The following is a 24525-nucleotide window of genomic DNA, read 5'->3' as shown; positions in this document are numbered from 1 at the left end:
AGTCTGAGGCTATCGGTGTCGGCGCGGCCTCACTTCGTTGCCGAGTGGCGCTGCGCGCCACTGCTCCTCGTTCGTCGGACCTCACTTCGTCGCCGGCCGGCGCTTCGCGCCACTGCTCCTCGTTCGTCGCGAGCACTCGTGCGCCTTCGGCGCCCGGGACCTCACTTCGTTGCCGAGTGGCGCTGCGCGCCACTGCTCCTCGTTCGTCGCGAGCACTCGTGCGCCTTCGGCGCCCGGTGCTCGCTCCTCACTTCGTTGCTTCCATCATCTGTCGCAGTTCCTTCTTGAGGTCCTGGATCTCGTCTCGTAGACGGGCAGCGACCTCGAACTGAAGCTCGGCAGCAGAGGCCTTCATCTGGTCCGTCAGGTCCTGGATCAGGCCCGCCAACTCGGCACTCGGCATACCGACCGCATCACGTGCCGCGAACTGGGTGGCATCACCGAGAACCGGCACGGTCTGACGGATCCGGGCGCTGCTCCCGCCCCGGCGCTTCGCCTCAGTCCCGGCCCAGGTGTCGAGCAGCTCCTGGGTGTTCTCATCCTCGCGCGCCAGCATCTCGGTGATGTCGGCGATCTTCTTGCGCAGCGGCTGCGGGTCGATGCCACGCTCGGTGTTGTACGCCACCTGGATCTGGCGACGACGATTCGTCTCGTCGATCGCCGCAGCCATCGACGGCGTGATCCGGTCGGCGTACATGTGCACCTGGCCAGAGACGTTGCGGGCGGCGCGTCCGATCGTCTGGATCAGCGACTTGTCCGACCGGAGGAAGCCCTCCTTGTCGGCGTCCAGGATCGCGACGAGCGAGACCTCGGGCAGGTCGAGCCCCTCCCGCAGAAGGTTGATCCCGACCAGTACGTCGTACTCACCCAGTCGCAGGTCGCGCAGCAACTCGATCCGTTTGAGGGTGTCGACCTCGGAGTGCAGATACCGCGTACGGATCCCGGCCTCGAGCAGATAGTCAGTGAGGTCCTCGGACATCTTCTTGGTCAGTGTGGTGACGAGGATGCGCTCGCTCTTCACCGTGCGGGTACGGATCTCGTGGATCAGATCGTCGATCTGGCCCTTGGTGGGCTTCACGATCACCTCGGGATCGATCAGACCTGTCGGACGGATGATCTGCTGCACCACGTACGGCGGCCGGTCGCCGCCGGCCTTGTCCAACTCGTAGTTGCCGGGCGTCGCCGAGAGGTAGATCGTCTGTCCGATGCGCTCCAGGTACTCCTCAAACTTGAGCGGGCGGTTGTCCATCGCGCTTGGCAGACGGAATCCGTGATCCACGAGGTTGCGCTTGCGAGACATGTCGCCCTCGTACATGCCGCCGATCTGCGGGATCGCCACGTGCGACTCGTCGACCACGACGACGAAGTCCTCGGGGAAGTAGTCCAGAAGGCAGTTGGGAGCCGTGCCGCGCGAGCGGCCGTCGATGTGCATCGAATAGTTCTCGATCCCCGAGCAACTGCCCACCTGACGCATCATCTCGATGTCGTACGTGGTGCGCATCCGAAGTCGCTGCGCCTCGAGGAGCTTGCCCTCCGTCTCGAACTGGGCAAGGCGCGCGGTGAGCTCCGACTCGATCCCGCCGATCGCGCGTTCCATCCGCTCATGACCGGCCACGTAGTGCGTCGCAGGGAACACGTACAGCTCCTGGTCCTCGGTCAGCACCTCGCCGGTCACGGCGTGCAACGACATCAGTCGCTCGATCTCATCACCGAAGAACTCGACCCGGACGGCGTGCTCCTCATACACCGGGAAGATTTCGAGGGTGTCGCCGCGCACGCGGAACGTGCCCCGGGTGAAGGCCATGTCGTTGCGCGTGTACTGGATGTCGACGAGGCGTCGCAGGATCGTGTCCCGGTCATGCTGCTCGCCGACCCGCAGCCGCAGCATCATGTCGATGTATTCCTGGGGCGTGCCGAGACCGTAGATGCAGGACACCGTCGACACCACGATCACGTCGCGTCGGGTCAGCAGCGAGTTCGTCGCGCTGTGACGCAGCCGCTCGACCTCCTCGTTGATCGAGGAGTCCTTCTCGATGTAGGTGTCCGTCTGAGGGACGTACGCCTCGGGTTGGTAGTAGTCGTAATAGCTGACGAAGTACTCCACCGCATTGTTGGGCATCAGCTGCCGGAGCTCGTTGGCGAACTGGGCGGCGAGGGTCTTGTTCGGCTGGAGCACCAGCACCGGGCGCTGCACCTGCTCCGCGACCCACGCGACGGTCGCGGTCTTGCCCGTACCGGTTGCGCCGAGCAGGACGATGTCCTTCTCCCCCGCCTGCAGGCGCTGGGTGATCTCCGCGATCGCCGCCGGCTGGTCGCCCCCGGGCTCGTAGTCCGAGATCACCTCGAAGGGGGCGACGCGGCGCTCGAGATCAGTGACTGGTCGCATGGCTCAGAGCGTACGACCCACCACCGACAGAAACGCGGTCGCTGCCGTGGGCCAGCCGATAGATTGGCGACCGTGCTGAGGCTGCTGCGTCACCTGCGTCGTGTGCTCGTGTCCACCCTGGCTGTGCCGTTCGTCCTGGCGATCGGGATGACGCTCGTCGACATGTACCGCCGGCAGGGACGGCGTACCCTCCCCTTCCCGCACCAGCGACCGACGACCACACCACTCGGAGACGGGTCGTTCACGCTCCACACGTACGGGAGTGACCTGTACGACGAGATGATCGCGGCGATCGACACCGCTGAGCACGAGATCCTCTTCGAGACCTACATCTGGAAGGGCGACGCGATCGGCAGGCGCTTCAAGGACGCGCTCGTTGCAGCCGCAGCCCGCGGCGTCGAGGTGTACGCGATCTACGACTCCTTCGCGAACATGGTCGTGCCGCCACGGTTCAAACGCTTTCCCGCGGCCATCCACGTGCTGCGCTACCCGACCATTCCGACGGGCCTCGGCTTCCTGCGGATGAGCCGGTACGGCCGGGACCACCGCAAGATCATGGTGGTCGACGACGAGGTCGGGTTCGTCGGCGGATACAACATCGGCACCACGTACGCCACCGAATGGCGCGACACGCACCTGCAGGTCACCGGCATGGCGGCCCGTGAGCTACGTCGCACGTTCGTCGACTTCTGGAACCTGCACCACCGCAGGCGGTTCGGTCGCCGCGAACGTCCGCTGATCCACGACAACGGCCAGACCAGTTGGGACCCGCACGTACGCGTCCAGAAGAACGTCCCGCGGCTCTGGCTGTTCCCGATCCGGGCGATGTATCTGGATGCCATCAACCGGGCGAGCCGGAACGTCTGGCTGACGACCGCGTACTTCATGCCGGACCAGGACTTTGTCGACGCACTCAACGATGCTGCCCTTCGCGGGGTCGACGTACGCATCCTGCTCCCGCTGAAGTCGAACCACATCGTGGCCGACTGGATCGCCCGCGGCTACTTCCAGCAGCTCCTCGACGGCGGCGTACGCGTCTTCCGCTTCCGTGACGCGATGATCCACGCCAAGTGCGCGACCGTCGACGGCGAATGGTCGACGGTCGGCACTGCAAACATCGACCGGCTGAGCCTGTCGGGCAACTACGAGGTCAACATGGAGGTCGTCGACCCCGGCCTCGCACAACAACTCGAGGACACGTTCCGGCTCGACCTCACCAACTCGCTCGAACTCACTGAAGCCGAGTGGCAGGCGCGCGACGTGCACCGCAAGTTCACCGAGCTGATCCTGCGCCCCCTGCGACCGCTGCTCTGAGAGCCGCCGTCAGTTCGTGACCTTGGCCCTCTCGCCGCGCGGGACCGCGGTGCAGTGCGCGTTGGGTTGAAGCGTCGTACCCGTCGTCTTCGGCGTGTGTCGCGTCGTCCCGTAGTTGCCACAGCGCATGTCGTGGCTTCCGATCAGCAACAGGTTCAACCGACCCTGCCAGACGGTGCTCTCGACGGCGGCAAGACCAGGCGCGTACGACGCCAGCAACTGCCGGATCGCGTTGTTGTGCTGCGTTGTCAGCGTGCCGAACTGCAGCGCCGTCGGGAAGAACGTCGGCAGGATCTGCGCCCACGAGTTGACCAGGCCCTGGAGCGTGGCCAGGTTTGCCGGCGTCTGCTGCAGCAGCGTGACCAGGTCGGACTTGTTGGCGTCCAGGTACGTCGCCCAGTCGTTGGCGCTGTTGGCGAGCGCCTGGAGGTCGCCGGAGTTGTTGTTGATGATGTCCAGCGTCGGGCTGACGTTGTGGATCAGGTCGATCGTCTGCGGTTGCACCTTCGCGAGGTCGTCCAGCAGGAGGTGCATGTTGTCGAACGAGCTGCCGAGTGCGTCACCAGTGCCACCGAAGCCGGTCGCGGCGGTGGTCAGCAACGCCTTCAACTTCTTCTCATCGATCTGCTTGAGCAATTGGTCCAGGCCCTCCACCGTGTGACCCAGGGTGACCGGGATGTCGGTCGCTGCGGCGTTGATCGTGTCGCCGTTCCTGAGAGGCTGCGCGTAGTCCGACTGAGGACAGGTCTGGCCGGGTTGCACCGGCTGGGTGCACAGCGGCTCGAGGTCGAGGTACTGCTCCCCGACTGGTGACAGACTGCGTACACGGGCGTACGGCTGGACCGGAGTGCCGTCCTTGCCGACCACGTTGTTGGCCGCTGTCGGGCCGGGAACGCTGGTTCCGGTAGTGATGTCGAAATGCGCCGCCACGCCTTTGCCGGACAGGTTGATCGAGGTGATCTTGCCGACCTTCACGCCCCGGAAGGTCACCGGCGAGCCGACGTAGAGCCCACCGGTTGCTGCAAGGTTGACGGTCACCGACGGTGTGCTGCGGAACAGCGGGACGCCGAGGACGCCTGAGTACACCCAGGCGACCGCCGCCAGGAACACGGCGATCACGCCGACGAGGCTGAGGTAGAGCTTGTCCGTGAGGATCTTCTTCAACATGGTCACGTCCCCTTAGAGGCAGATGCCCGCGACGAGAATTCCGGTGCACTTCTGTGGGCCCGGCTTCCCGACGATTCCGTTGATGAGCTTGTTGATGATGCCGCCAACGGTGCCTGTGATGCCGGACACCCCGCCGCCCCCCGTACCTCCGCCGCCACCGGTCCCGCCCGTTCCACCGGTACCTCCGAGACCGCTCAGGAGATCGGTCGTCAGATTGAGGCTGCCGCCCAGATTCAGGTAGTCGCCCGGAATGATCCGCTTGACGGCGTTCGCCGCCAGCACGAGTGCATCGAGGCTCTTGGCCCAGCTGCCCTTGTTTGCTGCCAGCTCCGCCAGCACCGGTTGCACCTCGGACAAGGTGGTCAGCAGGTCGGTCTTGCTCGCCTGGAGTGTCGAGTTCGCCTGGCTGCCGAACTTCTCGACCGCCGTCAGGAGTTGAGTGAGATTCGGCGCCTCCGAGTTCAGTACGGCGGCCGCCGGGGCGATCTCCTTGAGGGCTCGGTCGATGACCTGGCGGTTCTTCCCGAGCGTCACCGAAACCCCGTTGAGAGCGGTCAGGGCCGCGTCGAAGTCCTTGGTCGAGGCGTTGGCCTGGGTGACCGTGGAGTTGATCCGCACCAGCAGGTCACGCCACACCGGCTCCTTGCCGACAAAAGCGTGCTTCAACTCGGTCGAGATCTTCTCGATCGCGCCGAGGCCACCGCCATTGATCAGCAGACCAGCCGACGACAGAGCGTCCTCGACCGTGGGTGCCGTGGTCGTGGCCGCCAACGGGATGGTTTCCCCACCCTTGAGAATCTCCCCGGTCGGCGGGTTCGTGATGTCGACGTACAACTCGCCCAACGGGGTGGTGTAGCGCAGACGCCCGACCATGTTCTTGCGAAGGTTCGCGTCCGTCTTGATCTCGACGTCAGCGACTGCGTGGTAGTTGTCGACCCAGATCTTCTGGACCTTGCCCTCGTCCACCCCGTTGACCTTGACCGGCGCGCCCTGCGCGAGGTTCAGCGCGTCGCCGAACTCCATCGTCACGTGGATCGTGTTGCCCGAGACGCCCTTGCCCGGAAGGGGAAGGCTGCCCAACGTGGGACCGCAGGCGGTCAGGCCGAGCATCGCCAGAGCGAGAAGGCCACTCGTACGTCGAATGTGCATCATCGCTCCTAGAGTCCCGGGAAGAGGGTCGTCAGGCCGGACGTGCCGTCGATCAACGTGCACACAGGATCGAGCGCGCCCGTGCAGAGCTTCTGAAGGAGTGACCCGAGCGGCAACAGCGTGGTCGGCTCGAGCCGGACACGCAGACGACCGCCGGACACGGCGTCATGCAGATTCCGCAACGCGGCCGGGAACGTCTCCAGGATCTCTGAAACCTCGTTCTGACGGCTGAGCACCGTCTTCATCAGGGTTGTCGCGTCGGTGAGGTTCGACGTGATGAGGGCCCGGTTGTCGTGATCGAACTGGGCAAGTTGCGCGACCACGGTGTTGAGCGCGACCAGAGCAGCATGGAAGCTCTGCTTCTGCGACGCCAGAAGGACACTCGCCTGAGACACCTGCTTGATGAAGGTGTTCGCGGTCCCCTGGTTCTTGTTGACCACCTTGACGACATCGTCGAGCGACGTGATCAGGTCGACGATGTTCTGGCGCTGGTCCGCCAGGATCTTCGTCGACCCGCCGAGGCTGGTGATCGTCTGGTTCAGCAGCGGGCCTTTGCCGTTGAGTGCCGTGTAGGCGGAGTCAACGAGCCGCTGCACTGCCTGCTTGGCTTCAGGCGAGTTGCTGAGTCCGGTCGACAGCACGTCGAGGGACTTGAGCACTGCGTCGAAGTCGACAGGTGAGGCGGTGTTCGAGACCGGGATCGTGCCGCCGTCCTGCATCTTGGCACCACTGATGTAGGGCTGGATCTCGACGTACCGGTCTGTTGCAACCGAGCGGGCCACGATCTTGGCGAAGGAGTTGGCCGGGACGTCGACGCTGTTCGGAACCTCGATGACCACGTTCACATCGGCGCCATTCGGCGTGATGGAGGTGACCTTGCCGACCGGGACACCGAGCACACCCACGTCGTTGCCGACGAAGAGCCCCGCGGCATCCTGGAACACAGCGGTGATGTGCTTCTTGTTCGAGGTCCACGGACTCCAGATGACCAGGCCGATCACCAGCAGCAGTGCCACTACTGCGATACCGATCTTCTTCACAGCAGGCCTCCGGTCGAGTCATCGGCGGGCAGCAGCGGATCCTGGCCCCACAGGTCGAGCCACGGACCGTTGCCGGCCGCGTTGGCGACATAGCGGACCGATGGCGCCAGCAGGTCGAACCCGGCCTGCAACTGCTTGGACTGGCTGTTCAAGGTCTGGATCACCGCATCCAACGACGTGAGAGCAGGCTTGAGGTCCGCGCGGGAGTTCTGGATCAGGCTGCTGACCATGGTGGCCAGCGTGACCGACTGCGACAGGAGCTGCTTGATCGCGTCCTGACGGGAGTTGATCTCGGTCAGCACCAGGTTGGCCTGCTGCATGAGCACAGTGAGGTTGCCGGAATTGTCCTTGAGTTCCTTCGTCACCGCCGAGGCGGCGGTGAGCAACGCGGCAGTCTGTTCGCCGCGCTTCTCGATCAGCATGGAGACTGCGCTGACTCCCTGGAGGGCTGGCCCGATGGCGTTCTTCGAGTCACCCAACGTGTCGGCCAGGGTGACCAGCGACTTGGCAATCACCTTCGTGTCGAGCTTGCCGACCACGTCGGAGCCCTTGTCGAGGGCGTCCTGGAGGTTGTACGGAACGTTCGTACTCGCCAACGGGATCCGGCCGAGAGCGCCGGGGCCGGACGGGTCGACCTCGAGGTAGTGGGTACCCAGCAGCGTGGCCACCTTCACGGTCGCTGTTGTCTGCTGTCCCAGTGAGATGTCGCTGTTCATGTTGAACTTGACGAGGACCGTCGGGCTCCCCTGCGGGTCCCGATCGGTGTAGTCGAGCGAGACCGAGGTGACCTTGCCGACCTGCACGCCGCGTACCTCGACGGCCTCGCCGGGACGCAGGCCGCCGGTGTTCTTGAACACCGCCTCATGGTCGTGAGTGCCGAAACTCGCCTTGGCGAGCAGAACGAGGACTACGCCGAGGATCGCGATCACCGCGATGAGACCGAGGCCGACCTTGTACGGGTCGCGGGTGGACACGGACTTCACTTGCACACCGCCGAACCGTTGGCCGGGTTACCCGGGTTGACTGCGGGGAGGCCTCCGACCGCGATGCTGAGATCGCAGACGTAGATGTTCAGCGCGTTCTCGTACGAGGTTGCGCGTCCGATGCCCGAGATGGCCGTTCTGAAGCCGTTGATGCCGTTGACCAGGTTGGTACGGCTGGCGGCGAGCATGTCCGCCGCCTGACGCAGTTCGGCGACCGTACCCTCGAGTGGCGCCTTGACCTGGCCGAGGATGCTGTTGGTCGTGACCACGAGGTTGGAGAGGCCGTCGATGGCGCCGCCGATCTGCAGCCGATCGTTCGCGAGGCTGGTGAACATGTCCTTCAGGCTGAGGACCGTGGTCCGCAGGTCGGCATCGTGGGCGGCGAAGTCCTGCAGTACCGGGGTGAGGTTGTCGAGAACGCTGCCGATGACCTTGTCGCGATTGGCGACGAATGTGGTCAACTGCCCGGTCTGCACGAGCAGAGACTCGACCGTCGGGCCCTCACCCTGCAGCACCTGGATGAGGGTGCTCGAGAGCGTGTTGACGTCCTCGGGCTTCAACTCCTTGAAGAGTGGCTGGAAACCGTTGAGCAGATCGGTGAGGTCGAAGCCCTTGTCCGTCTTGTCGATCCAGCCACCGTTCTGGATGCTCGTCGTGGCCGGAGCGATTGCGTTGCCGTTCGCGTCCTGGAACTGGATGGACAGGTACCGCTGACCCACCAGATTCTGGTAGCGCATGATCAGGTCAGCGTTCGTCGGGATCGGCTGCGATCGCTGCATCTGCAGCGAGACGACGGCGCCGTCGTACGAACCGTTCGCACCTGGGTCGGTCCTGATCGCGGAGACCCGGCCGACGCGTACGCCGGCGACCTTGATGTCGTCGCCGACCCGAAGCCCGCTGACGTCCTGGAACTTCGCGTAGTAGGTGTTCGTCGCCCCCGACACCGGGTTGAGCATCGTGTTGAGCAGGATGAACAACAGCAGCGCCGACACGGCTGCGAAGATGCTGAACTTGACGATTACCGTCCTGAGCCCGGTCATATCAGTAGCCCCTCGGAGCGGCGAGAACGAGGTTGATGTCGACGCGTACGTAGCCCCGGGTGACGGCGGTGTTCAGCAACTGGCCGAGCAGGGCGTTGACCTGGATGAGGCCGGTGATGCCGAGTCGGCGGTTGTCGTACAGCGCGTCGGTCAGCTGGCTCACGTCGTGCAGCCACTTGATCAGCTGGGGCGAGTTCTTCGCGAGGAAGTCGCTCGAGGTGTTGGCCAGGTTGATGCCCGACTTCAGCAGGGCATCGAGGTCGGCCTGGTGCTGCACGAACGTGTCGAGCAGGTTGAGCGCGTGACCGGTGGCATTGAGCAGACCGGGTGCCACCTTGTTGACCACGCCCAGAGCCTGAGCGCTCTTGGCGATGTCGGCTCGCAGCGTCGGGATCTCGGGCTGCAGCACCTTCAGGTAGTTGTCGAACTCGACAGCCGTCTGACCGATCGTCGTGCCACGACCGTCCAGGGCGTGCGAGATCGCACCCAACGCCGCGGACAAGTCCTTCGGCGAGAGCGCCTTCACCAGGCGGTCGATGTCGTCGAGAGCGTTCTGCAACTCGATCGTGTCGAATCGAGTGTCCGCAGGGATCGTTGCGCCCGGCTGCAAGGCGCCGGTGGCAGTCGCATCCGGCGGAAGCGCCAGGTCCACGTACGAGGTACCGAACACGTTCGCGGGAAGGATGCGCGCCACCACACCTGCCGGGATCGTCTTGATGGTCGAGTCCTTCAGTGTGAGCTGAACGTCGACCAGGCCGTTCGGTCCGGGCGAGACCGAGCTCACGAAGCCGAGAATGACGCCGTTGTCCTTGACGTCGGAGTTCTTGGGCAACGAGCCGCCGGCGTTGCGAAGCTGAGCGGTCACCTTCGGCTGACCGCCGAAGGCGCCGTTGTGCTGCAACTCGATCAGGCCGACCAGCAGGGCGATGATGCCGATGAAGATCAGGCCTCGTAGCGCCAACTGATTCTTGGTGGGGGGCCTGGTCCCTCTGTTCTTGTTCAACATCGACGTCACCCCGAGATCCGGAATCCGGACGCGCCACCCCAGAAGATGAGCGTCATGAACATGTTGAGCAGAACGACCACCACGATGCTGGCGCGGATCGACGCGCCCGTAGCCTCCCCGACGGCCTGAGGCCCGCCACCCACGCCCATGCCGTACCAGCAGTGGATCAGCGTGATCGCCACGGCGAAGACCACGATCTTGATCACTGACAACAGGACGTCGCGGCCGAGGATGAAGGTGTCGAAGTAGTGCTGGTACTGGCCCGGTGACTGGTGGAACAGGAACACGACCGACCACTGCGAGGCGAGGTACGAGCCGATCAGACCGATCAGGTAGAGCGGGATGATGCCGATCATGCAGGCGATCACGCGGGTGGCGACGATGTAGCGGATCGGTCGGATCGCCATGACCTCCATGGCGTCAACCTCCTCGTAGATCTTCATCGAGCCGATCTGGGCGGTGAAGCGGCACCCGACCTGTGCTGCGAGAGCCAGCGCGGCGATGAGCGGGGCGAGCTCGCGGGTGTTGGCGCTCGCGGAGATGAAGCCGGTCAGAGGGGCAAGGCTGACCAGTTGCAACCCGCTGAAGCCCTCGATGCCAAGCGAGGTACCAGCCGCGAGTGAGAGCAGAACCATGACGCCCACGGTGCCGCCGCCGACCAGCAGCGCGCCGCTGCCCCAGGCGATGTCCTTCAGCTGGCGGAGGATCTCCTTGCTGTACATCCGGATGGTGCTCGGGACCACAGCAAACGTGCTGGCAGCAAACGTCGCGAAGTCGCCGACGGTCGCGAACGCGTCGACGACAGGATTCGTCACTCGGGACAGGACGCTCGCCATCAGACTCCCTCTCCGGAGAACATCGCGTACACCTCGGTGAGCGCCACGTTGACGACCGCCAGCAGGATGACCGAGAGGACGACGGCCTGGTTGACCGCGTCGGCCACGCCCTTCGGACCGCCCCGTGCCGAGAGGCCCTTGTGGCAGGCCACGATGGTGGCGATGAAGCCGAAGATCAGGGCTTTGATCAGGGCCATGTAGAGGTCCCACGGCTTGCTGAACGCCACGAACGAGTTCACGTACGTCCCGGATGAGACCTGACCGCCGCCGACGACCAGGATGAAGGCAGTGGCCATCGAGGTCATGGCCACGATCACGGCGAGCATGAGGGACACGACCAGCGCGGCGAGTACGCGCGGCGAGACCAGACGCTGGACCGGGTTGATGCCCATCACCTTCATCGCGTCGATCTCTTCACGGACCGTTCGAGCGCCGATGTCGGAGCAGATCGCAGATCCGACCGCGCCGGCGATCATCAAGGACGCGACGAGTGGTGCTCCCTGACGCAGAACGCCGATGCCGTTGACCGCGCCGGTGAAGGAGACCGCGCCGACCTGTGAGGCAACTGCACCGATCTGGACCGAAAGAATGACGCCGAACGGGATCGACACGAGGATCGTGGGTGCCAGCGAAACGCGGACCATGAACCACGCCTGGAGGAAGAACTCACTCCAACTGAACTTGCGCCGAATGATGTCGACCATGACGAACGTCGAGGACTCGGCACCGAGCTGGACGAGGTTGCCACCTGTCGTGATCCCAGCCTTCGCGCGCCGGGTCATGTCGCTGGTAAAGCTCATCGTGAGCACCCCGTGGACGTCGCCACGCAGGCATGGGAAACAGATCCCACCACTCGCCCCCTCAGTTGATCTGGAATTCAGGAGTGTAACGGCGAACACACTGTCGCAGTTACTTGGGTCACATCAAGTTTCTCGACTTCATGTCCGTCCGGTGGCCACTGGTCTAGACCGGAGCGAGACACGCTCAGGGCTACTTCGGCAGGTGTGTACGCGGCGACATTCGAGGGCCTCGACGGGGTCGTGCGCCGGCCGACGAGGTGATCAGATCGACCACTCGGCGGCGGTGCCCGGTGAACGGTTCCAGGTACTCGCGCATCTGGTCGTCGGTCCACGGTGCGTTCGTCAGCGCCCATCCGACGTTGGCCGCGACATGGTAGTCACCGAAGCTGACCGCATCGGGGTCTCCGTGCGTACGCTGCCGCACCTCGGCCTCGGTCCACTCCCCTATTCCGGGGAGGCTGCGCAGCCGTTGACCGAGGACCTCTGCCGACAGCTGTTCGGCGCGCTCGAGCGCGTCCGCGACGGCCATCGCCCGCAGGAGCGGCCGCGATCGGCCCGAGTCGATCGGCAGCTTGATCCAGTCCCAACTCGGGATGCTGCGCAGTGAGTCGGGAGACGGAAGGATCCTCAGGTCGTCCCTGGGGCCGGGCGCCACGTCGCCGAATCGCCGGAGGAGGTTCGCATAGCCTGCGAACGCCTCCTGACCGGTCACCTTCTGCTCGAAGATCGTCGGGACCAGTGCCTCGATGACGCGACCTGATCTGCCGTAACGCGGCGATCCGTGCCGGGCGAGCAGATCACGGATCAATGGATCGGACGGTCGGAACTCCTCGGGCCGATCCGACTCGCCGAGCAGGTCCGGCACCTGGTCCAGCAACCAGTCACGACCCGGTCCCCACGCCTCCGCCAGGACGCCACCCGATGCCCGCGAGATCGCCATGGTGCCCGGGCCGATCGGAGTGCGTACGCCGCGCCAATGGCGAGCCGCCTGCACGTCCGGTCCGCCTTCGAGCCCGTACGACGAGTCCTGCGCGCCGTGCCGATGGACCAGCAGGAGCCGAAGGTCGAGCGCGTGGTCCGGCCGCCACACCCTGGTAGCCGGTCCCTGCTCCTGCACGTGCCGCAGCCTAGACTTCGGGCATGGCCGCCACTCGTACGCACGCCGTTGGCGACCCGGGACGCACCGCCCAGCGGAACGCAACAGCGGAGCGCCGACGCGAGCGCAAGCGCGAGATCCTCAGCGCCACGCGTGCCCTGTTCGAGGAGCGTGGCGTCAACAACGCCCAGATCGAGGACATCGCGCGCGCAGCCGGGATCAACCGCGCGATCGTCTATCGCCACTTCTCCAGCAAGGACGAGATCTTCGCCCTGACGATGGTCAACTACCTGACCGAGCTCAGTGCGACGCTCGCCGTCGCCTCCGACGAGGGCGACTCCCCCACCGACCGTCTGGTGCGCACCGTCGACACGTTTGCGTTGTATGCGATGGACCACCCGGCCTTTGTCGACTGCGCGCAGGTCCTCACCAGTCAGGCCTGGGCCGAACTGCGGGGCGAGGTCCCCCAGGAGGCGCTGTTGCGACTGGGCCAGCTGATCGCGGATTGCCTGCGCAGCTTCGTACGCGTTGTCGAGGCCGGGTGCGCATCGGGCGAGTTCGAGGTGGAGGAGCCCGCGGTCATGGCCAACATGCTCTACGCCAGTGCGCTCGGCGCCCTGCAGCAAGCACGGCTCGGGATCTTCATCGCGTACGGCGAGGACGGCGAGCCGATCGTTCGTCCGCTGCCGCGCGAGCAGGTACGCCGCTACCTCCGGGAAGCAGCACTGGCCGCGACCCGGAGGCCGCGGCCAGTCACTGACTGAGTTGCTACGAGGCGCTCACTACGCCTCAATGATGGCGACGACGCCCTGACCACCTGCGGCGCAGATCGAGATCAGCGCGCGGCCCTTGCCCTTCTCCGCCAGCATCTTCGCCGTGTGCGCAACGATGCGACCGCCGGTCGCGGCGAACGGGTGCCCGGCGGCGAGGGATGAGCCCTTGACGTTGAGCTTCGAACGGTCGATCGAACCGAGCGGCTTGTCGAGGCCGAGGCGCTCCTTGCAGAACACCGGGTCCTCCCAGGCAGCCAGCGTCGACAGCACGACCGAGGCGAACGCCTCGTGGATCTCGTAGAAGTCGAAGTCCTGCAGGGAGAGGTTGTTGCGCTTCAGCATCCGGGCAACCGCGTACGCCGGCGCCATCAGCAGGCCCTCGGCGCCGTGCTCGAAGTCGACAGCCGCGACCTCGGAGTCCACGAAGTACGCGAGCACCTCGTGGTTGTTGTCCTTGGCCCACTGCTCGGTCGACAGCAGGACAACCGACGCACCGTCGGTGAGCGGCGTCGAGTTGGCCGCCGTCATCGTGGCGGCCTCGCCCTTGCCGAAGACCGGCTTGAGCGTGGCGAGCTTCTCGACTGAGGAGTCGCCGCGCATGTTGTTGTCGCGGTCGAGGCCACGGAACGGCGTGATCAGGTCATCCATGAAACCGGCCTCGTACGCCGCTGCCATGTTGTGGTGCGACTTCACCGCGAGCTCGTCCTGGGCCTCACGGGTGATCTTCCACTCCAGGGCCGTGATGGCCGCGTGGTCACCCATCGACAGGCCCGTACGTACCTCGCCGTTGGACGGTGCCGAGATGGTGATGTCCGCCGGGCGGATCTTGGCGAGCGCCTTGATCTTGTCGCCGGTCGAGCGCTGGTTGTTGACGTTGAGGAGCTTCTTGCGCAGCTTCTCACCGATCGCGATCGGGGCGTCAGACGTGGTGTCCACACCGCCGCCGACGCCGACCTCGATCTGGCCGACCTTGATCTTGTTGGCGATGTAGTTGATCGCCTGCAGGCCGGTGCCACATGCCTGCTGCATGTCGAGTCCCGGGGTCTGCGGCGACAGCTTCGTGCTGAGGACCGACTCGCGGATCAGGTTGAAGTCCCGGCTGTGCTTGAGGACCGCACCACCGGCGACCTCGCCGAGGCGCTGGCCCTCGAGGCCGAAACGGGCTACGAGACCGTCAAGAGCGGCGGTGAACATCTCCTGGTTGGAGGCAGTGGCGTAGGCACCGTTCGAGCGAGCGAACGGGATGCGGTTGCCGCCGAGAATCGCGACGCGACGCAGGTCAGACATGAAGTGTTTCCTTCTCCGTTGGAGGGCGGGTTGATCCAATTCTGCAACACGGAGTTACATTTTCCCTATACAGCCCTCCCTGAAGGAAGAGTCCCGATGAGCGACAAGTACCAGAGCTTCACCCAGTCGAAGATCGGCCAGATCGTGGCCAAGAACCTCGGTCTCCCCCAGCCGACCGCCCTGGACCGCTACTCCGCAGGTGACCCGTTGGTGAAGGGAACCGTCCTGACGGGCGGTCGTGGTCGCATCGCTGACGACCTCGCCGGCCTCCTCGCCCAGCTCGGTATCGAGAGCGTGGACGCCCACGCCGATGGCCAGAAGTACAAGGGCCTCGTCTTCGACGCCACCGGCATCACGGATGTCGCGGGTCTGGTCGAGCTCCAGCAGTTCTTCACGCCGGTGCTGCGCAGCCTGAAGTCGTGCGCCCGGGTGATCGTCATCGGTACGCCGCCGGAGCTCGTCGAAGGTGCCGAGAAGATCGCTCAGCGCGGTCTGGAGGGCTTCACGCGCAGCCTCGGCAAGGAGATCGGCAAGGGCAGCACCGTTCAGCTCGTCTACGTGGCCGAGGGGTACGAGAACTCGCTGCTCTCCACGCTCGGCTTCTTCCTGAGCCCGAAATCGGCCTACGTCTCGGGCCAGGTCGCCCGCATCGGTGCGCACAAGGAGAAGAAGGCTGCTGCCGTCGCCGACTGGACCAGGCCGCTCGAGGGCAAGGTCGCGTTCGTGACCGGCGCAAGCCGTGGCATCGGCGAGGAAATCGCCCGCGTCCTGCACCGCGATGGCGCGAAGATCGTCGGCCTGGACGTGCCGCAGGCAGCGGACGACCTCGTCAAGGTCATGAATGAACTCGGCGGCGACTGGCTGACGCTCGACATCACGGCCGCAGACGCTCCGCAGCGGATCGCCCAGCACCTCAAGGACAACCACGGTGGCGTCGACATCGTCGTGCACAACGCCGGTGTGACGATGGACAAGAAGCTCGCCAACCAGACCCCTGAGCGCTTCGGCAAGGTCCTCGAGATCAACCTGCTCGCCCCGGAACTGATCACCGACGAACTGCTCAAGCAGAAGGTCATCAACGCGAACGGTCGCGTCGTCGGCGTCGCCTCCATCGCCGGCATTGCCGGCAACCTCGGGCAGACCTCGTACGCCGCCTCCAAGGCCGGCGTCATCGGCTTCGTCGACTCGCTCGCCACCCAGCTCAAGGACGGCATCACGATCAATGCTGTTGCCCCGGGGTTCATCATCACGGCCATGACCGCCGCGGTCCCGTTCGCCACCCGTGAGGTCGGCCAGCGCCTCAACGCCATGTCGCAAGGCGGTCTGCCGGTCGACGTCGCCGAGACGATCGCCTGGTACGCCTCGCCGGCCTCGACCGCGGTCAACGGCAACGTGGTCCGCGTCTGCGGCCAGATGATGCTGGGCGCCTGAGATGCCGACCACCAAGACGTTCGACGGAAAGTCGGGGGTGGCGGACCTGGTCAAGGCCGCCCTCCCGGCCATTCCGGTCATCGGGTCCCTTCCCGGGATCAGCAAGGTCGGTGGCTACGACGGCTTCGTCTTCACGCGTCCGCCGGTGACGGTGACTCGCGAGATGGTGGCGCCGTTCGCGGAGGTGTGTGGCTTCGAACTGAAGGACACGCTCCCCCTCCCGTACCCGCACATGCTGTCGTTCCCGCTGCAACTGAAGGCTCTGAGCGATCGCTCCTTCCCGGTGCCGGCGATGGGCATGGTGCATCTGGACAACTCGATCTCGCAGCACCGTCCGATCCGGATCGGCGAGACCCTCGACGTGGAGATGTCGGTGGGCGCAGCCGTTCCGCACCCGGCCGGGTCGATCTTCCTGTTCAAGACTGCGGTTCGCATCGACGGCGAGCTGGTCTGGGAGGAGACGTCGGCGTACCTGAGCCGCGGCAAGCGCAACCCCGACGCCGAGTGGCCCGACACGTACGAGCGTGTCCCGGCCGGCCCTGTCACGTGGAACCTTCCGGCCAACCTCGGCCGCAAGTACGGAGCGGTGTCAGGTGACATCAACCCGATCCACCTCACGCCGATCACGGCGAAGGCGCTCGGGTTCAAGCGTCAGATCGCCCACGGTTTCTGGACGATGGCGCGCAGCGTCGCCGCGATCGACAGCCGTCTGCCGGATGCCGTGAAGGTCGATGCGTCGTTCCGCAAGCCGACGTTCCTGCCGTCGAAGGTGGCGTTCGGTTCGAAGCCGATCCCCGGCGGGTACGCGTTCTCGCTCACGAAGTCCGGGTCGGACACGATCCACCTGCTGGGGCGTACGCAAGCACTCTGAGCTGCACAGAAGGCCGCCGGATCCTCACGGACCGGCGGCCTTCTTGCGTTCGACGTCAGGCGAGGGTGCCGACTTCGGCCGACGACGTACGCGGCGGTCGGATGATGCCCTCCTGGGCGGTGGTGGCGACCAGGACCCCGTCCTCGGTGAAGACGCGGCCGATCGACAGACCCCGGCCGCCCTGGGCGGAGGGAGACTCCTGGTCGTACAGCCACCACTCATCGGCACGGAACGGTCGGTGGAACCAGATCGTGTGGTCCAGCGACGCCATCTGGACGTGCGCGCTGCGTACGGTGTGCGCTGCCAGCGCCGCCCCGAGCAGCGAGATGTCAGAGGCCCAGGTGAAGACTGCGAGGTGCAGGTTCGGGTCGTCCGGCAGGCGTTCGGCGATCCGCAACCACACGCGCTGTTGTGACGGGCGCTCCTTCGACGGGACCAGGCCGCGCTGGGAGTTGCCCAGGGTGCGGACATCGACTGCTGCCCACTCCTTCGCCAGCGCCTCGCCTTCGGCGAAGCCGCCCTTCGCCATCATCTCGAGCATGTCGAGGCCGGCGGCGGGAGGCGGCACCTCCGGCATCAGGTCCTGATGGTCGTAGCCGTCCTCGTGCCGGTGGAAGCTCACCGTCATGTAGTAGATCGGGCGCCCGTGTTGGCGCGCCGCGACTCGACGGGTGGCGAACGAGCGGCCGTCCCGGATCCGGTCCACGTCATAGACGATCGCCTTGTCAGGGTCGCCCGCCAGTAGGAAATACGAGTGCATCGAGTGCACGGTGAGTCCCTCGCCGACCGTACGGATCGCCGCCATCAACGACTGTGAGGCGACCTGTCCGCCGAAGGCCCGGCCACGCTCGTTGGGAGCCGGTGCTCCGCGGAACAGGTCCTCGTCGACCTCTTCGAGGTCGAGGACGCGTACGAGATCATCGACGGCCTGGCGCGCCGTCCGATCTGCCATCTCCGTCATTCGTTCTGGTTACCTTCGTCAAGGCCGGCAAGGAACTGTTCAAACTCTCGACCCAAGTCTTCCGCAGTGGGAAGTGGTTGGTTGGGAGCGAGCAGATTCGACTCGCTGGCTTCGGCGCGTTCGAACGCGTCGTACTGACGTTCCAGCGCCTGGACGACTTCGGCGACCTCGTCGTGCTCGCGCAGGTAGTTCGTGATCTCCTCCTCGCGGGTCACAGCCTCCGACCGCACGGTCGAGAGGTCGACCGTGATCCGGGCTGCGCGCTCGACTCGCTCCAGCAGCACCACCGACGCCTGCGGGTAGTCGAGCTGGGCGAGGTAGTGCGGGATGTGCACGACGAATCCCTGCATGTCGTGGCCCCACTCCCCCAGCCGCAGCTCCACCAACGACTGCGCGCTCGACGGCACCCGGAGCTCGCCGACGAACGAACTGCCGTCAGGTACGAGGTCCTTGTTGTTCGCGTGGTGGGTGATGTTCAGCGGACGGCTGTGCGGCACGGCCATCGGCACTGATCCCATGGAGATCACCTGGGTCACGCCCAGACGTTCAACGACGTCGCGGACGGCCTTCGCAAAGGCTTCCCAGCGGTTGTCGGGCTCGGCACCGTGCAGGAGCAGATACGGCTCGTCCCCGGCGTCGCGCAGCAGCCGGACGACCAGCCGCGGCGCGTCGTAGTTCTCATAGTGATCACGGATGAAGGAGATCGCCGGCCGGCGGGCCCGGTAGTCGTGGAACGCGTCCACGTCGAACGTCGCCACCACGGGCGCCGTACGCGAGGCCTCCACGAGGTGTCGCGCCGCGCGGGCGCTCGCATTGCCGGCATCGAGGAATCCATCGAGCACGACGACCATCGTCAGACGCTCAGCCTCGTTGATGGCCGGCACGTCATCGACGATGTGCACGAAGCGGGACTTGCCCATCAGTAAATCCCCCTCGAAGTCCGGTAAGCGGATGCACTGTTGTGCAGCCCCTCCAAGGGACAGGATATTCCCGTGACGCGAGCCACAGTCCCACGGGCTGTACTCAAAGTTACTGAGGAGTAACATCCAGTTTCGACTCAATCCCCTCTCATCAGGAGACACGGTGCCCCGAACTGCCCGTGAGGTCGTGTTCGTTGACGGCGTACGTACCCCCTTTGGCAAGGCCAAGGGACAGTACGCCGAGACGCGAGCCGATGACCTCGTCATCAAGTGCATCCGCGAGCTGACTCGCCGCAACCCGAACCTCCCGCCGGAGCGGATCGACGAGGTCGCCATCGCGGCGACCACGCAGATCGGCGACCAGGGTCTGACGATCGGGCGTACCGCCTCGCTCCTCGCCGGTCTGCCGAACACGGTGCCCGGCTTCGCGATCGACCGCATGTGTGCCGGTGCGATGACCTCGGTCACCGCGGTCGCTGGTGGCATTGCCTTCGGTGCGTACGACGTGGCCATCGCCGGCGGCGTCGAGCACATGGGCCGTCACCCCATGGGTGAGGGCGTCGACCCGAACCCGCGGATCGTCTCTGAGCGGATCGTGAACCCGGACGCGCTCGTCATGGGCAACACCGCGGAGAACGTGCACGACCTCTACCCGGACATCACCAAGGAGCGCTGCGACGCGTACGCCGTGGCCTCGCAGCAGAAGGCTGCCGCCGCGTACGCCGCCGGCAAGATCCAGCCGGACCTGGTCCCGGTGGCGACGAAGTCAGCCGAGCACGGCTGGGGTCTGGCCACCACCGACGAGCCGATGCGTCCGCAGACGACGCTCGAGTCGCTGCAGGGCCTCAAGACGCCGTTCCGTCCCGCCGGTCGTGTGACCGCGGGCAACGCGGCGGGCATCAACGACGGTGCCACCGCGTGTCTCCTCGCCGCCGAGGACGTGGCTCTCGAACTCGGTCTGCCGATCAAGATGCGTCTGGTCTCGTTCGCCTTCGCCGGCGTTGCCCCCGAGATCATGGCCGTCGGCCCGATCCCGTCGACCGAGAAGGCGCTGGCCAAGGCCGGCCTCACGATTGACGACATCCAGGCCTTCGAGCTCAACGAGGCCTTCGCGATCCAGGTGCTCGCATTCCTGCAGCACTTCGGCATCGCGGATGACGACGCTCGGGTGAACCCGTACGGCGGCGCGATCGCGTTCGGCCACCCACTGGCCTCCTCGGGCGTGCGCCTGATGACGCAGCTCGCGCGGCAGTTCGAGGAGCGTCCGGAGGTCCGGTACGGCCTGACCTCGATGTGCATCGGGATCGGCATGGGCGGCACCGTGATCTGGGAGAACCCGAACTGGAAGGGTGACAAGTGATGACTGACATCAACACGCTGCTCGCAGACGTCGAGAAGTTGTTCAGCGACGACGAGGTCGTCACCGAGGCGAAGCTGCGCAAGGTCACCCTGCCCTCGGGCAAGGTCCTCGGCCTGGTCACGCTCGACAACGGTCTCGACCACACCCGTCCGAACACGTTCGGCCCGAAGGGCCTCGTCTCCCTCAACACCGCGTACGACGCGGCGCTGGCCGACGACGAGATCGACGCGATCGCCGTGACCGGCAAGCAGTTCATCCTGGCTGCCGGTGCGGATCTGACTGCTCTGCAGTCGGGCGGCTCGGACGGCATCCGTACGATCGCCGAGCTCGGACACGCGGTCTTCCGCAAGTTGGGTGACGAGGGCGGCAAACCGTCGTTCGGGTTCATCAACGGTCTCGCCCTGGGCGGTGGCCTCGAGGTTGCCCTGCATGCGAACTACCGCACCGTGATCGACTCCGTCCCGGCCGTGGGTCTGCCCGAGGTCATGCTCGGTCTGGTGCCCGGCTGGGGTGGCGCGTACCTGCTGCCGAACCTCATCGGTCCGGCCAAGGCCGCTGAACTGTTCATCAGCAACCCGCTCAACCAGGGCAAGGTGATCAAGGGCTCCGAGGTCGTCGAGGCCGGCATCGCCGATGTCGAGTTCAACGGTGCGGACTACCTCGAGCAGTCGATGCTGTGGGCCGACGCGGTGCTCAACGGCCAGATCAAGATCGAGCGTCCGGAGATCGCCCGGGACGAGACCTGGGACGAGGCCGTCAAGAACGCCGGCTTCTTCGCCTGGGCCAAGACCGGCGACAAGTCCCCGGCAGCCAAGAAGGCCGTCGAGCTCCTTGCCGGCGCCAAGACCGCGACCCGCGACGAAGGGTTCGCCGCCGAGGACGACGCGCTGGTCGCCATGGCCGCGACCCCGGAGCTGCTCGCGTCGTTGTACTCGTTCGACCTCGTGCAGAAGCGCGCCAAGCGTCCTGCAGGTGCCCCGGACCGGTCGCTGGCGCAGCCTGTGACCAAGGTCGGCATCATCGGCGCCGGTCTGATGGCCTCGCAGTTCGCACTGTTGTTCGTCTCGAAGCTCAAGGTGCCGGTCGTCATGGTCGACCTGGACCAGGAGCGTGCGGACAAGGGCGTCGCGTACGTCCACGCCGAACTCGACAAGAAGCTCGCCAAGGGCCGCGCCTCGGTCGGTACGACGAACCGCCTCAAGGCCCTGGTCACCGCCGAGGTCGACTATGCGAAGGCGTTCGGCAACGCCGACTTCATCATCGAAGCGGTCTTCGAAGAGATGTCGGTCAAGAAGAAGGTCTTTGCTGCGGCCGAGGCCGTTGCGCCGGAGACGGCTGTCTTCGCGACCAACACCTCGTCACTGTCGATCACTGAGATGGGTTCGGAGCTCAAGCACCCGGAGCGAGTCGTGGGTTTCCACTTCTTCAACCCGGTCGCGATCATGCCGCTACTCGAGATCATCAAGGGCTCGAACACCTCCGACGCCGCACTGGCCACCGCCTTCGCGACCGGTCGGGGTCTCGGCAAGACGACCATCCTGGTCAAGGACAGCCCGTCGTTCATCGTGAACCGTCTGCTCGGTCGCTTCATGGGCGCCGTTGCGAAGATCGCTGACGAGGGCACGCCCATCGCCACGGTCGACGCGGCATTCGCCGGTGTCACGCCGATGCCGCCGTTCGCTCTGATGGCGCTCGTCGGACCGGCCATCGCCTACCACAACAACGAAACGCTGGCGAAAGCCTTCCCGGACCGGTTCTACCTGTCCGAGAACCTTCACAAGGTCGTCGAGGCGAAGAAGGCGTCGTACTTCGGCCCCGACGGTCGCACCGTCGACCCGGAGGTCGAGGCGCTCCTCACCGTAGGCACCACTGTGCTTGAGGCGTCGGACGTACGCCAGCAGACGCTGGAGGCGCTGGCTGACGAGGCTCGGCGGATGCTCGACGAGGGCGTGGCCCAGGGCCCGGAGGACATCGACCTCGGCATGATCACCGGCGCTGGCTTCCAGTTCTGGAACGGTGGTCTGACCCAACTCCTCGACCGCGAGGGGATCTCGGAGAAGGTCACGGGCAAGAAGTTCCACTGAGTCACAGACTCGAGCGAGGGCGTCGGCTTCGGCCGGCGCCCTCGTTGGTTTTCGTACGCCAAGTGTCGGGTCTCGGGGTGGCCGACGTCGGGTTTCGGCGTGACGGATGCCGGGTTTCGGCGGGTCAGAGGGCGGAGAAGGCCGCGAGGGTGTCGCGGGCGATCGCCTGCGGAGTGAGGCCGATCCGTTCGAGGATCGCGCCGCGCTCGGCATGCTCGAGGAATTCCTGCGGAATGCCATGCAGCCGGATCGGCCGCTGAACGCCCTGGGCGGCGAGTTCCTGCATCAGCGCTGCGCCGGAGCCGCCCTGGACCCCGTTGTCCTCGATGTGGACGACGAGGGAGTGCTCAGCCGCCAACGCCACCAGATCGGGCGAGACCGGCTTCACCCAGCGGGGGTCGATGACGTTGACCCCGATGCCTTCGGCAGCGATCAGGTCCGCGGCTCGCATCGCCACGGCGGCCATGGCGCCGACGCCGACCATCAGCACATCCTTGGAGCCGTCGGCCCGGAGTACGTCGACTGAACCGATCCGATCGACGGCGTCCATGTCGGCCGGTGGCCCGCCCTTGGGAAAACGTACGACGGTCGGGGCGTCGGACACGGTGATCGCCTCGTTGAGCAGTTCGACCAGTCGGGCCGGATCACGCGGAGCTGCCAGGCGCAGGCCCGGCACCAGCTGCAGGATAGACATGTCCCACATGCCGTTGTGCGAGGCACCGTCGGGGCCGGTCACACCGGACCGGTCCAGGACCAGCGTCACGCCGAGCTTGTGCAGCGCGATGTCCATCAGCACCTGGTCGAACGCACGGTTGAGGAAGGTGGCGTACACCGCAAAGACGGGGTGCAGGCCGCCCAGCGCAAGACCCGCCGCAGACGTGGCCGCGTGCTGCTCGGCAATCCCGACGTCGAACGTACGCTCCGGGAACCGCTTCTGGAACGCGTCCAGGCCCACCGGATGCATCATCGCCGCGGTCAACGCGACGACATCCGGACGGCGCTCACCGATGGCGACGATCTCGTCGGAGAAGACGTCGGTCCAGATCCTGCCCTTCGGCGTCTCCTCCCCCGTCTCGATGTCGAACGCGCCGGGGGCGTGGAACTGGTCGGCCTCGTGGTCCTCGGCTGGCTGATAGCCGAAGCCCTTCCGGGTGATCGCGTGCACCAGCACCGGGCCCCCGAAGTGCTTGGCCTGGCGCAGAGCATGCTCCATGGCCTCGAGATCGTGACCGTCGACCGGGCCGACGTACTTGAGTCCCAGATCCTCGAACAGACCCTGAGGCGCCAGCGCGTCCTTGAGTCCCTTCTTGGCCGCGTGCAAGACCTCGTACGCCGTGGGGCCGACGCCGGGGACGGCGTTGAGGCGTCGCTTGACCATGTCGAGGAACGGCTCGTACTTCGGGTTCGTGCGCAGTGCCGTCAGCGCCGTCGCCAGGCCACCGATGGTGGGTGTGTAGGACCGGCCGTTGTCGTTGACCACGATCACGAGCTTGCTGTCGTGGGCGATCGCGATGTTGTTGAGGGCCTCCCAGGCCATGCCGCCCGTCAGCGCCCCGTCGCCGATCACCGCGACGACGTGTCGGTCCTCGCCGGTGATCGTGTACGCCTTCGCGAGCCCGTCTGCGTAGGAGAGCGCGGTGGAGGCGTGGGAGTTCTCCACGATGTCGTGGGCGGACTCCGTCTGGCTCGGATAGCCCGACAGGCCGCCCTCCTGGCGGAGACTGTCGAACTCGGCCGCGCGGCCGGTGAGCAGTTTGTGCACGTACGACTGGTGGCCGGTGTCGAAGATGACCCGGTCCTTCGGCGACTCGAAGACCCGGTGGATGGCCATGGTCAGTTCGACGACGCCGAGGTTGGGCCCGAGGTGGCCGCCGGTCCGGGCGATCGTGCTGATCAGTGCCTGGCGGATCTCCGCGGCGAGGGCAAGCAACTGGTCGTGATCAAGCGGGTCGAGGTCGCGAGGACCGGTGAGCGACTCGAGATGACCCATGCGGTTGATCGTATCGTCAGGGCTTCTGCCG

20 protein-coding genes are annotated in these 24525 nt (G+C 65.8%); 6 read left to right on the top strand and 14 right to left on the bottom strand.

Translation table 11 applies throughout. The features are described 5' to 3' along the window. Positions 1-247: 247 nt before the first annotated feature. Positions 248-2386, bottom strand: coding sequence for an excinuclease ABC subunit UvrB (gene uvrB, locus KCTC_RS01405; RefSeq protein WP_125566089.1), 2139 nt, complete (start codon positions 2384-2386; stop codon positions 248-250). Positions 2387-2458: 72 nt separating this feature from the next. Here uvrB and KCTC_RS01400 point away from each other — a divergent pair, with 72 nt between their 5' ends. Continuing rightward, positions 2459-3700, top strand: coding sequence for a phospholipase D-like domain-containing protein (locus tag KCTC_RS01400; protein ID WP_125566087.1), 1242 nt, complete (start codon positions 2459-2461; stop codon positions 3698-3700). A 9-nt stretch (positions 3701-3709) separates the two neighbouring features. Here the strand turns inward: KCTC_RS01400 and KCTC_RS01395 are convergent, their stop codons facing one another. From KCTC_RS01395 to KCTC_RS01355, 9 genes are all read right to left on the bottom strand, one after another. Continuing rightward, positions 3710-4867: an MlaD family protein gene (locus KCTC_RS01395; RefSeq protein WP_125566085.1), complete on the bottom strand. Its 1158-nt coding sequence runs from the start codon at positions 4865-4867 to the stop codon at positions 3710-3712. Between the two features lie 12 nt (positions 4868-4879). Then, a complete protein-coding gene (locus tag KCTC_RS01390) occupies positions 4880-6016 on the bottom strand; it encodes an MCE family protein (RefSeq protein WP_164512427.1) in 1137 nt (378 codons plus the stop codon). A gap of 8 nt (positions 6017-6024) precedes the next feature. Beyond that, the gene (locus KCTC_RS01385; RefSeq protein ID WP_125566081.1) at positions 6025-7056 is read right to left on the bottom strand and encodes an MCE family protein; all 1032 of its coding nucleotides are present in this window, start codon (positions 7054-7056) and stop codon (positions 6025-6027) included. Next, positions 7053-8030 carry an MlaD family protein gene (locus KCTC_RS01380; RefSeq protein ID WP_164512426.1) on the bottom strand — a complete coding sequence of 326 codons (978 nt, stop codon included), beginning with the start codon at positions 8028-8030 and terminating at the stop codon, positions 7053-7055. The genes KCTC_RS01385 and KCTC_RS01380 overlap by 4 nt, the downstream gene beginning before the upstream one ends. A gap of 5 nt (positions 8031-8035) precedes the next feature. Beyond that, positions 8036-9079 carry an MCE family protein gene (locus KCTC_RS01375; protein WP_125566077.1) on the bottom strand — a complete coding sequence of 348 codons (1044 nt, stop codon included), beginning with the start codon at positions 9077-9079 and terminating at the stop codon, positions 8036-8038. A 1-nt stretch (position 9080) separates the two neighbouring features. Then, positions 9081-10085 carry an MCE family protein gene (locus KCTC_RS01370; protein ID WP_231998913.1) on the bottom strand — a complete coding sequence of 335 codons (1005 nt, stop codon included), beginning with the start codon at positions 10083-10085 and terminating at the stop codon, positions 9081-9083. A gap of 5 nt (positions 10086-10090) precedes the next feature. Beyond that, positions 10091-10921, bottom strand: coding sequence for an MlaE family ABC transporter permease (locus KCTC_RS01365; RefSeq protein WP_125566073.1), 831 nt, complete (start codon positions 10919-10921; stop codon positions 10091-10093). Continuing rightward, a complete protein-coding gene (locus KCTC_RS01360; RefSeq protein WP_125566071.1) occupies positions 10921-11721 on the bottom strand; it encodes an MlaE family ABC transporter permease in 801 nt (266 codons plus the stop codon). The genes KCTC_RS01365 and KCTC_RS01360 overlap by 1 nt, the downstream gene beginning before the upstream one ends. Before the next feature lie 190 nt (positions 11722-11911). Next, complete coding sequence (locus KCTC_RS01355; protein WP_231998782.1) at positions 11912-12838, bottom strand: DNA-3-methyladenine glycosylase family protein; 927 nt, start codon at positions 12836-12838, stop codon at positions 11912-11914. Positions 12839-12861: 23 nt separating this feature from the next. Here KCTC_RS01355 and KCTC_RS01350 point away from each other — a divergent pair, with 23 nt between their 5' ends. After that, on the top strand, positions 12862-13581 hold the full coding sequence (locus KCTC_RS01350; RefSeq protein WP_125566069.1) for a TetR/AcrR family transcriptional regulator: 720 nt from the start codon (positions 12862-12864) through the stop codon (positions 13579-13581). A gap of 18 nt (positions 13582-13599) precedes the next feature. Here KCTC_RS01350 and KCTC_RS01345 read toward each other — a convergent pair whose 3' ends face one another. Next, entirely contained in the window at positions 13600-14877 is a 1278-nt protein-coding gene (locus tag KCTC_RS01345) for an acetyl-CoA C-acetyltransferase (protein WP_125566067.1), read from the bottom strand. Positions 14878-14973: 96 nt separating this feature from the next. Between KCTC_RS01345 and KCTC_RS01340 the strand changes: the two genes are divergently transcribed. Both KCTC_RS01340 and KCTC_RS01335 read left to right on the top strand, forming a co-directional pair. Continuing rightward, complete coding sequence (locus tag KCTC_RS01340) at positions 14974-16308, top strand: 3-oxoacyl-ACP reductase (RefSeq protein ID WP_125566065.1); 1335 nt, start codon at positions 14974-14976, stop codon at positions 16306-16308. 1 nt (position 16309) lies between these two features. Continuing rightward, positions 16310-17179 carry a MaoC/PaaZ C-terminal domain-containing protein gene (locus tag KCTC_RS01335; RefSeq protein WP_125566063.1) on the top strand — a complete coding sequence of 290 codons (870 nt, stop codon included), beginning with the start codon at positions 16310-16312 and terminating at the stop codon, positions 17177-17179. A 55-nt stretch (positions 17180-17234) separates the two neighbouring features. Here KCTC_RS01335 and KCTC_RS01330 read toward each other — a convergent pair whose 3' ends face one another. Together KCTC_RS01330 and KCTC_RS01325 are read right to left on the bottom strand one after the other, a co-directional pair. Then, positions 17235-18131: an acyl-CoA thioesterase gene (locus KCTC_RS01330; RefSeq protein WP_125566061.1), complete on the bottom strand. Its 897-nt coding sequence runs from the start codon at positions 18129-18131 to the stop codon at positions 17235-17237. 5 nt (positions 18132-18136) lie between these two features. Then, on the bottom strand, positions 18137-19060 hold the full coding sequence (locus tag KCTC_RS01325; protein ID WP_125566059.1) for a proteasome assembly chaperone family protein: 924 nt from the start codon (positions 19058-19060) through the stop codon (positions 18137-18139). Positions 19061-19223: 163 nt separating this feature from the next. Here KCTC_RS01325 and KCTC_RS01320 point away from each other — a divergent pair, with 163 nt between their 5' ends. Together KCTC_RS01320 and KCTC_RS01315 are read left to right on the top strand one after the other, a co-directional pair. Next, positions 19224-20420, top strand: a complete 1197-nt coding sequence (locus KCTC_RS01320; RefSeq protein ID WP_125566057.1) for a thiolase family protein — start codon at positions 19224-19226, stop codon at positions 20418-20420. Further along, a complete protein-coding gene (locus tag KCTC_RS01315; protein WP_125566055.1) occupies positions 20420-22504 on the top strand; it encodes a 3-hydroxyacyl-CoA dehydrogenase NAD-binding domain-containing protein in 2085 nt (694 codons plus the stop codon). Before KCTC_RS01320 ends, KCTC_RS01315 begins: the two co-directional genes overlap by 1 nt. Before the next feature lie 124 nt (positions 22505-22628). On the opposite strand, the gene dxs is transcribed toward KCTC_RS01315, so the two are convergent. Beyond that, entirely contained in the window at positions 22629-24494 is a 1866-nt protein-coding gene (gene dxs / locus KCTC_RS01310) for a 1-deoxy-D-xylulose-5-phosphate synthase (RefSeq protein WP_125566053.1), read from the bottom strand. Between the last annotated feature and the right edge of the window lie 31 nt (positions 24495-24525).

Source organism: Nocardioides baekrokdamisoli (assembly GCF_003945325.1).
Classification (GTDB): Bacteria; Actinomycetota; Actinomycetes; order Propionibacteriales; family Nocardioidaceae; genus Nocardioides; species Nocardioides baekrokdamisoli.
Note: the sequence above shows the minus strand (reverse complement) of the source record. Positions and strands in the feature narration are given on the sequence as shown.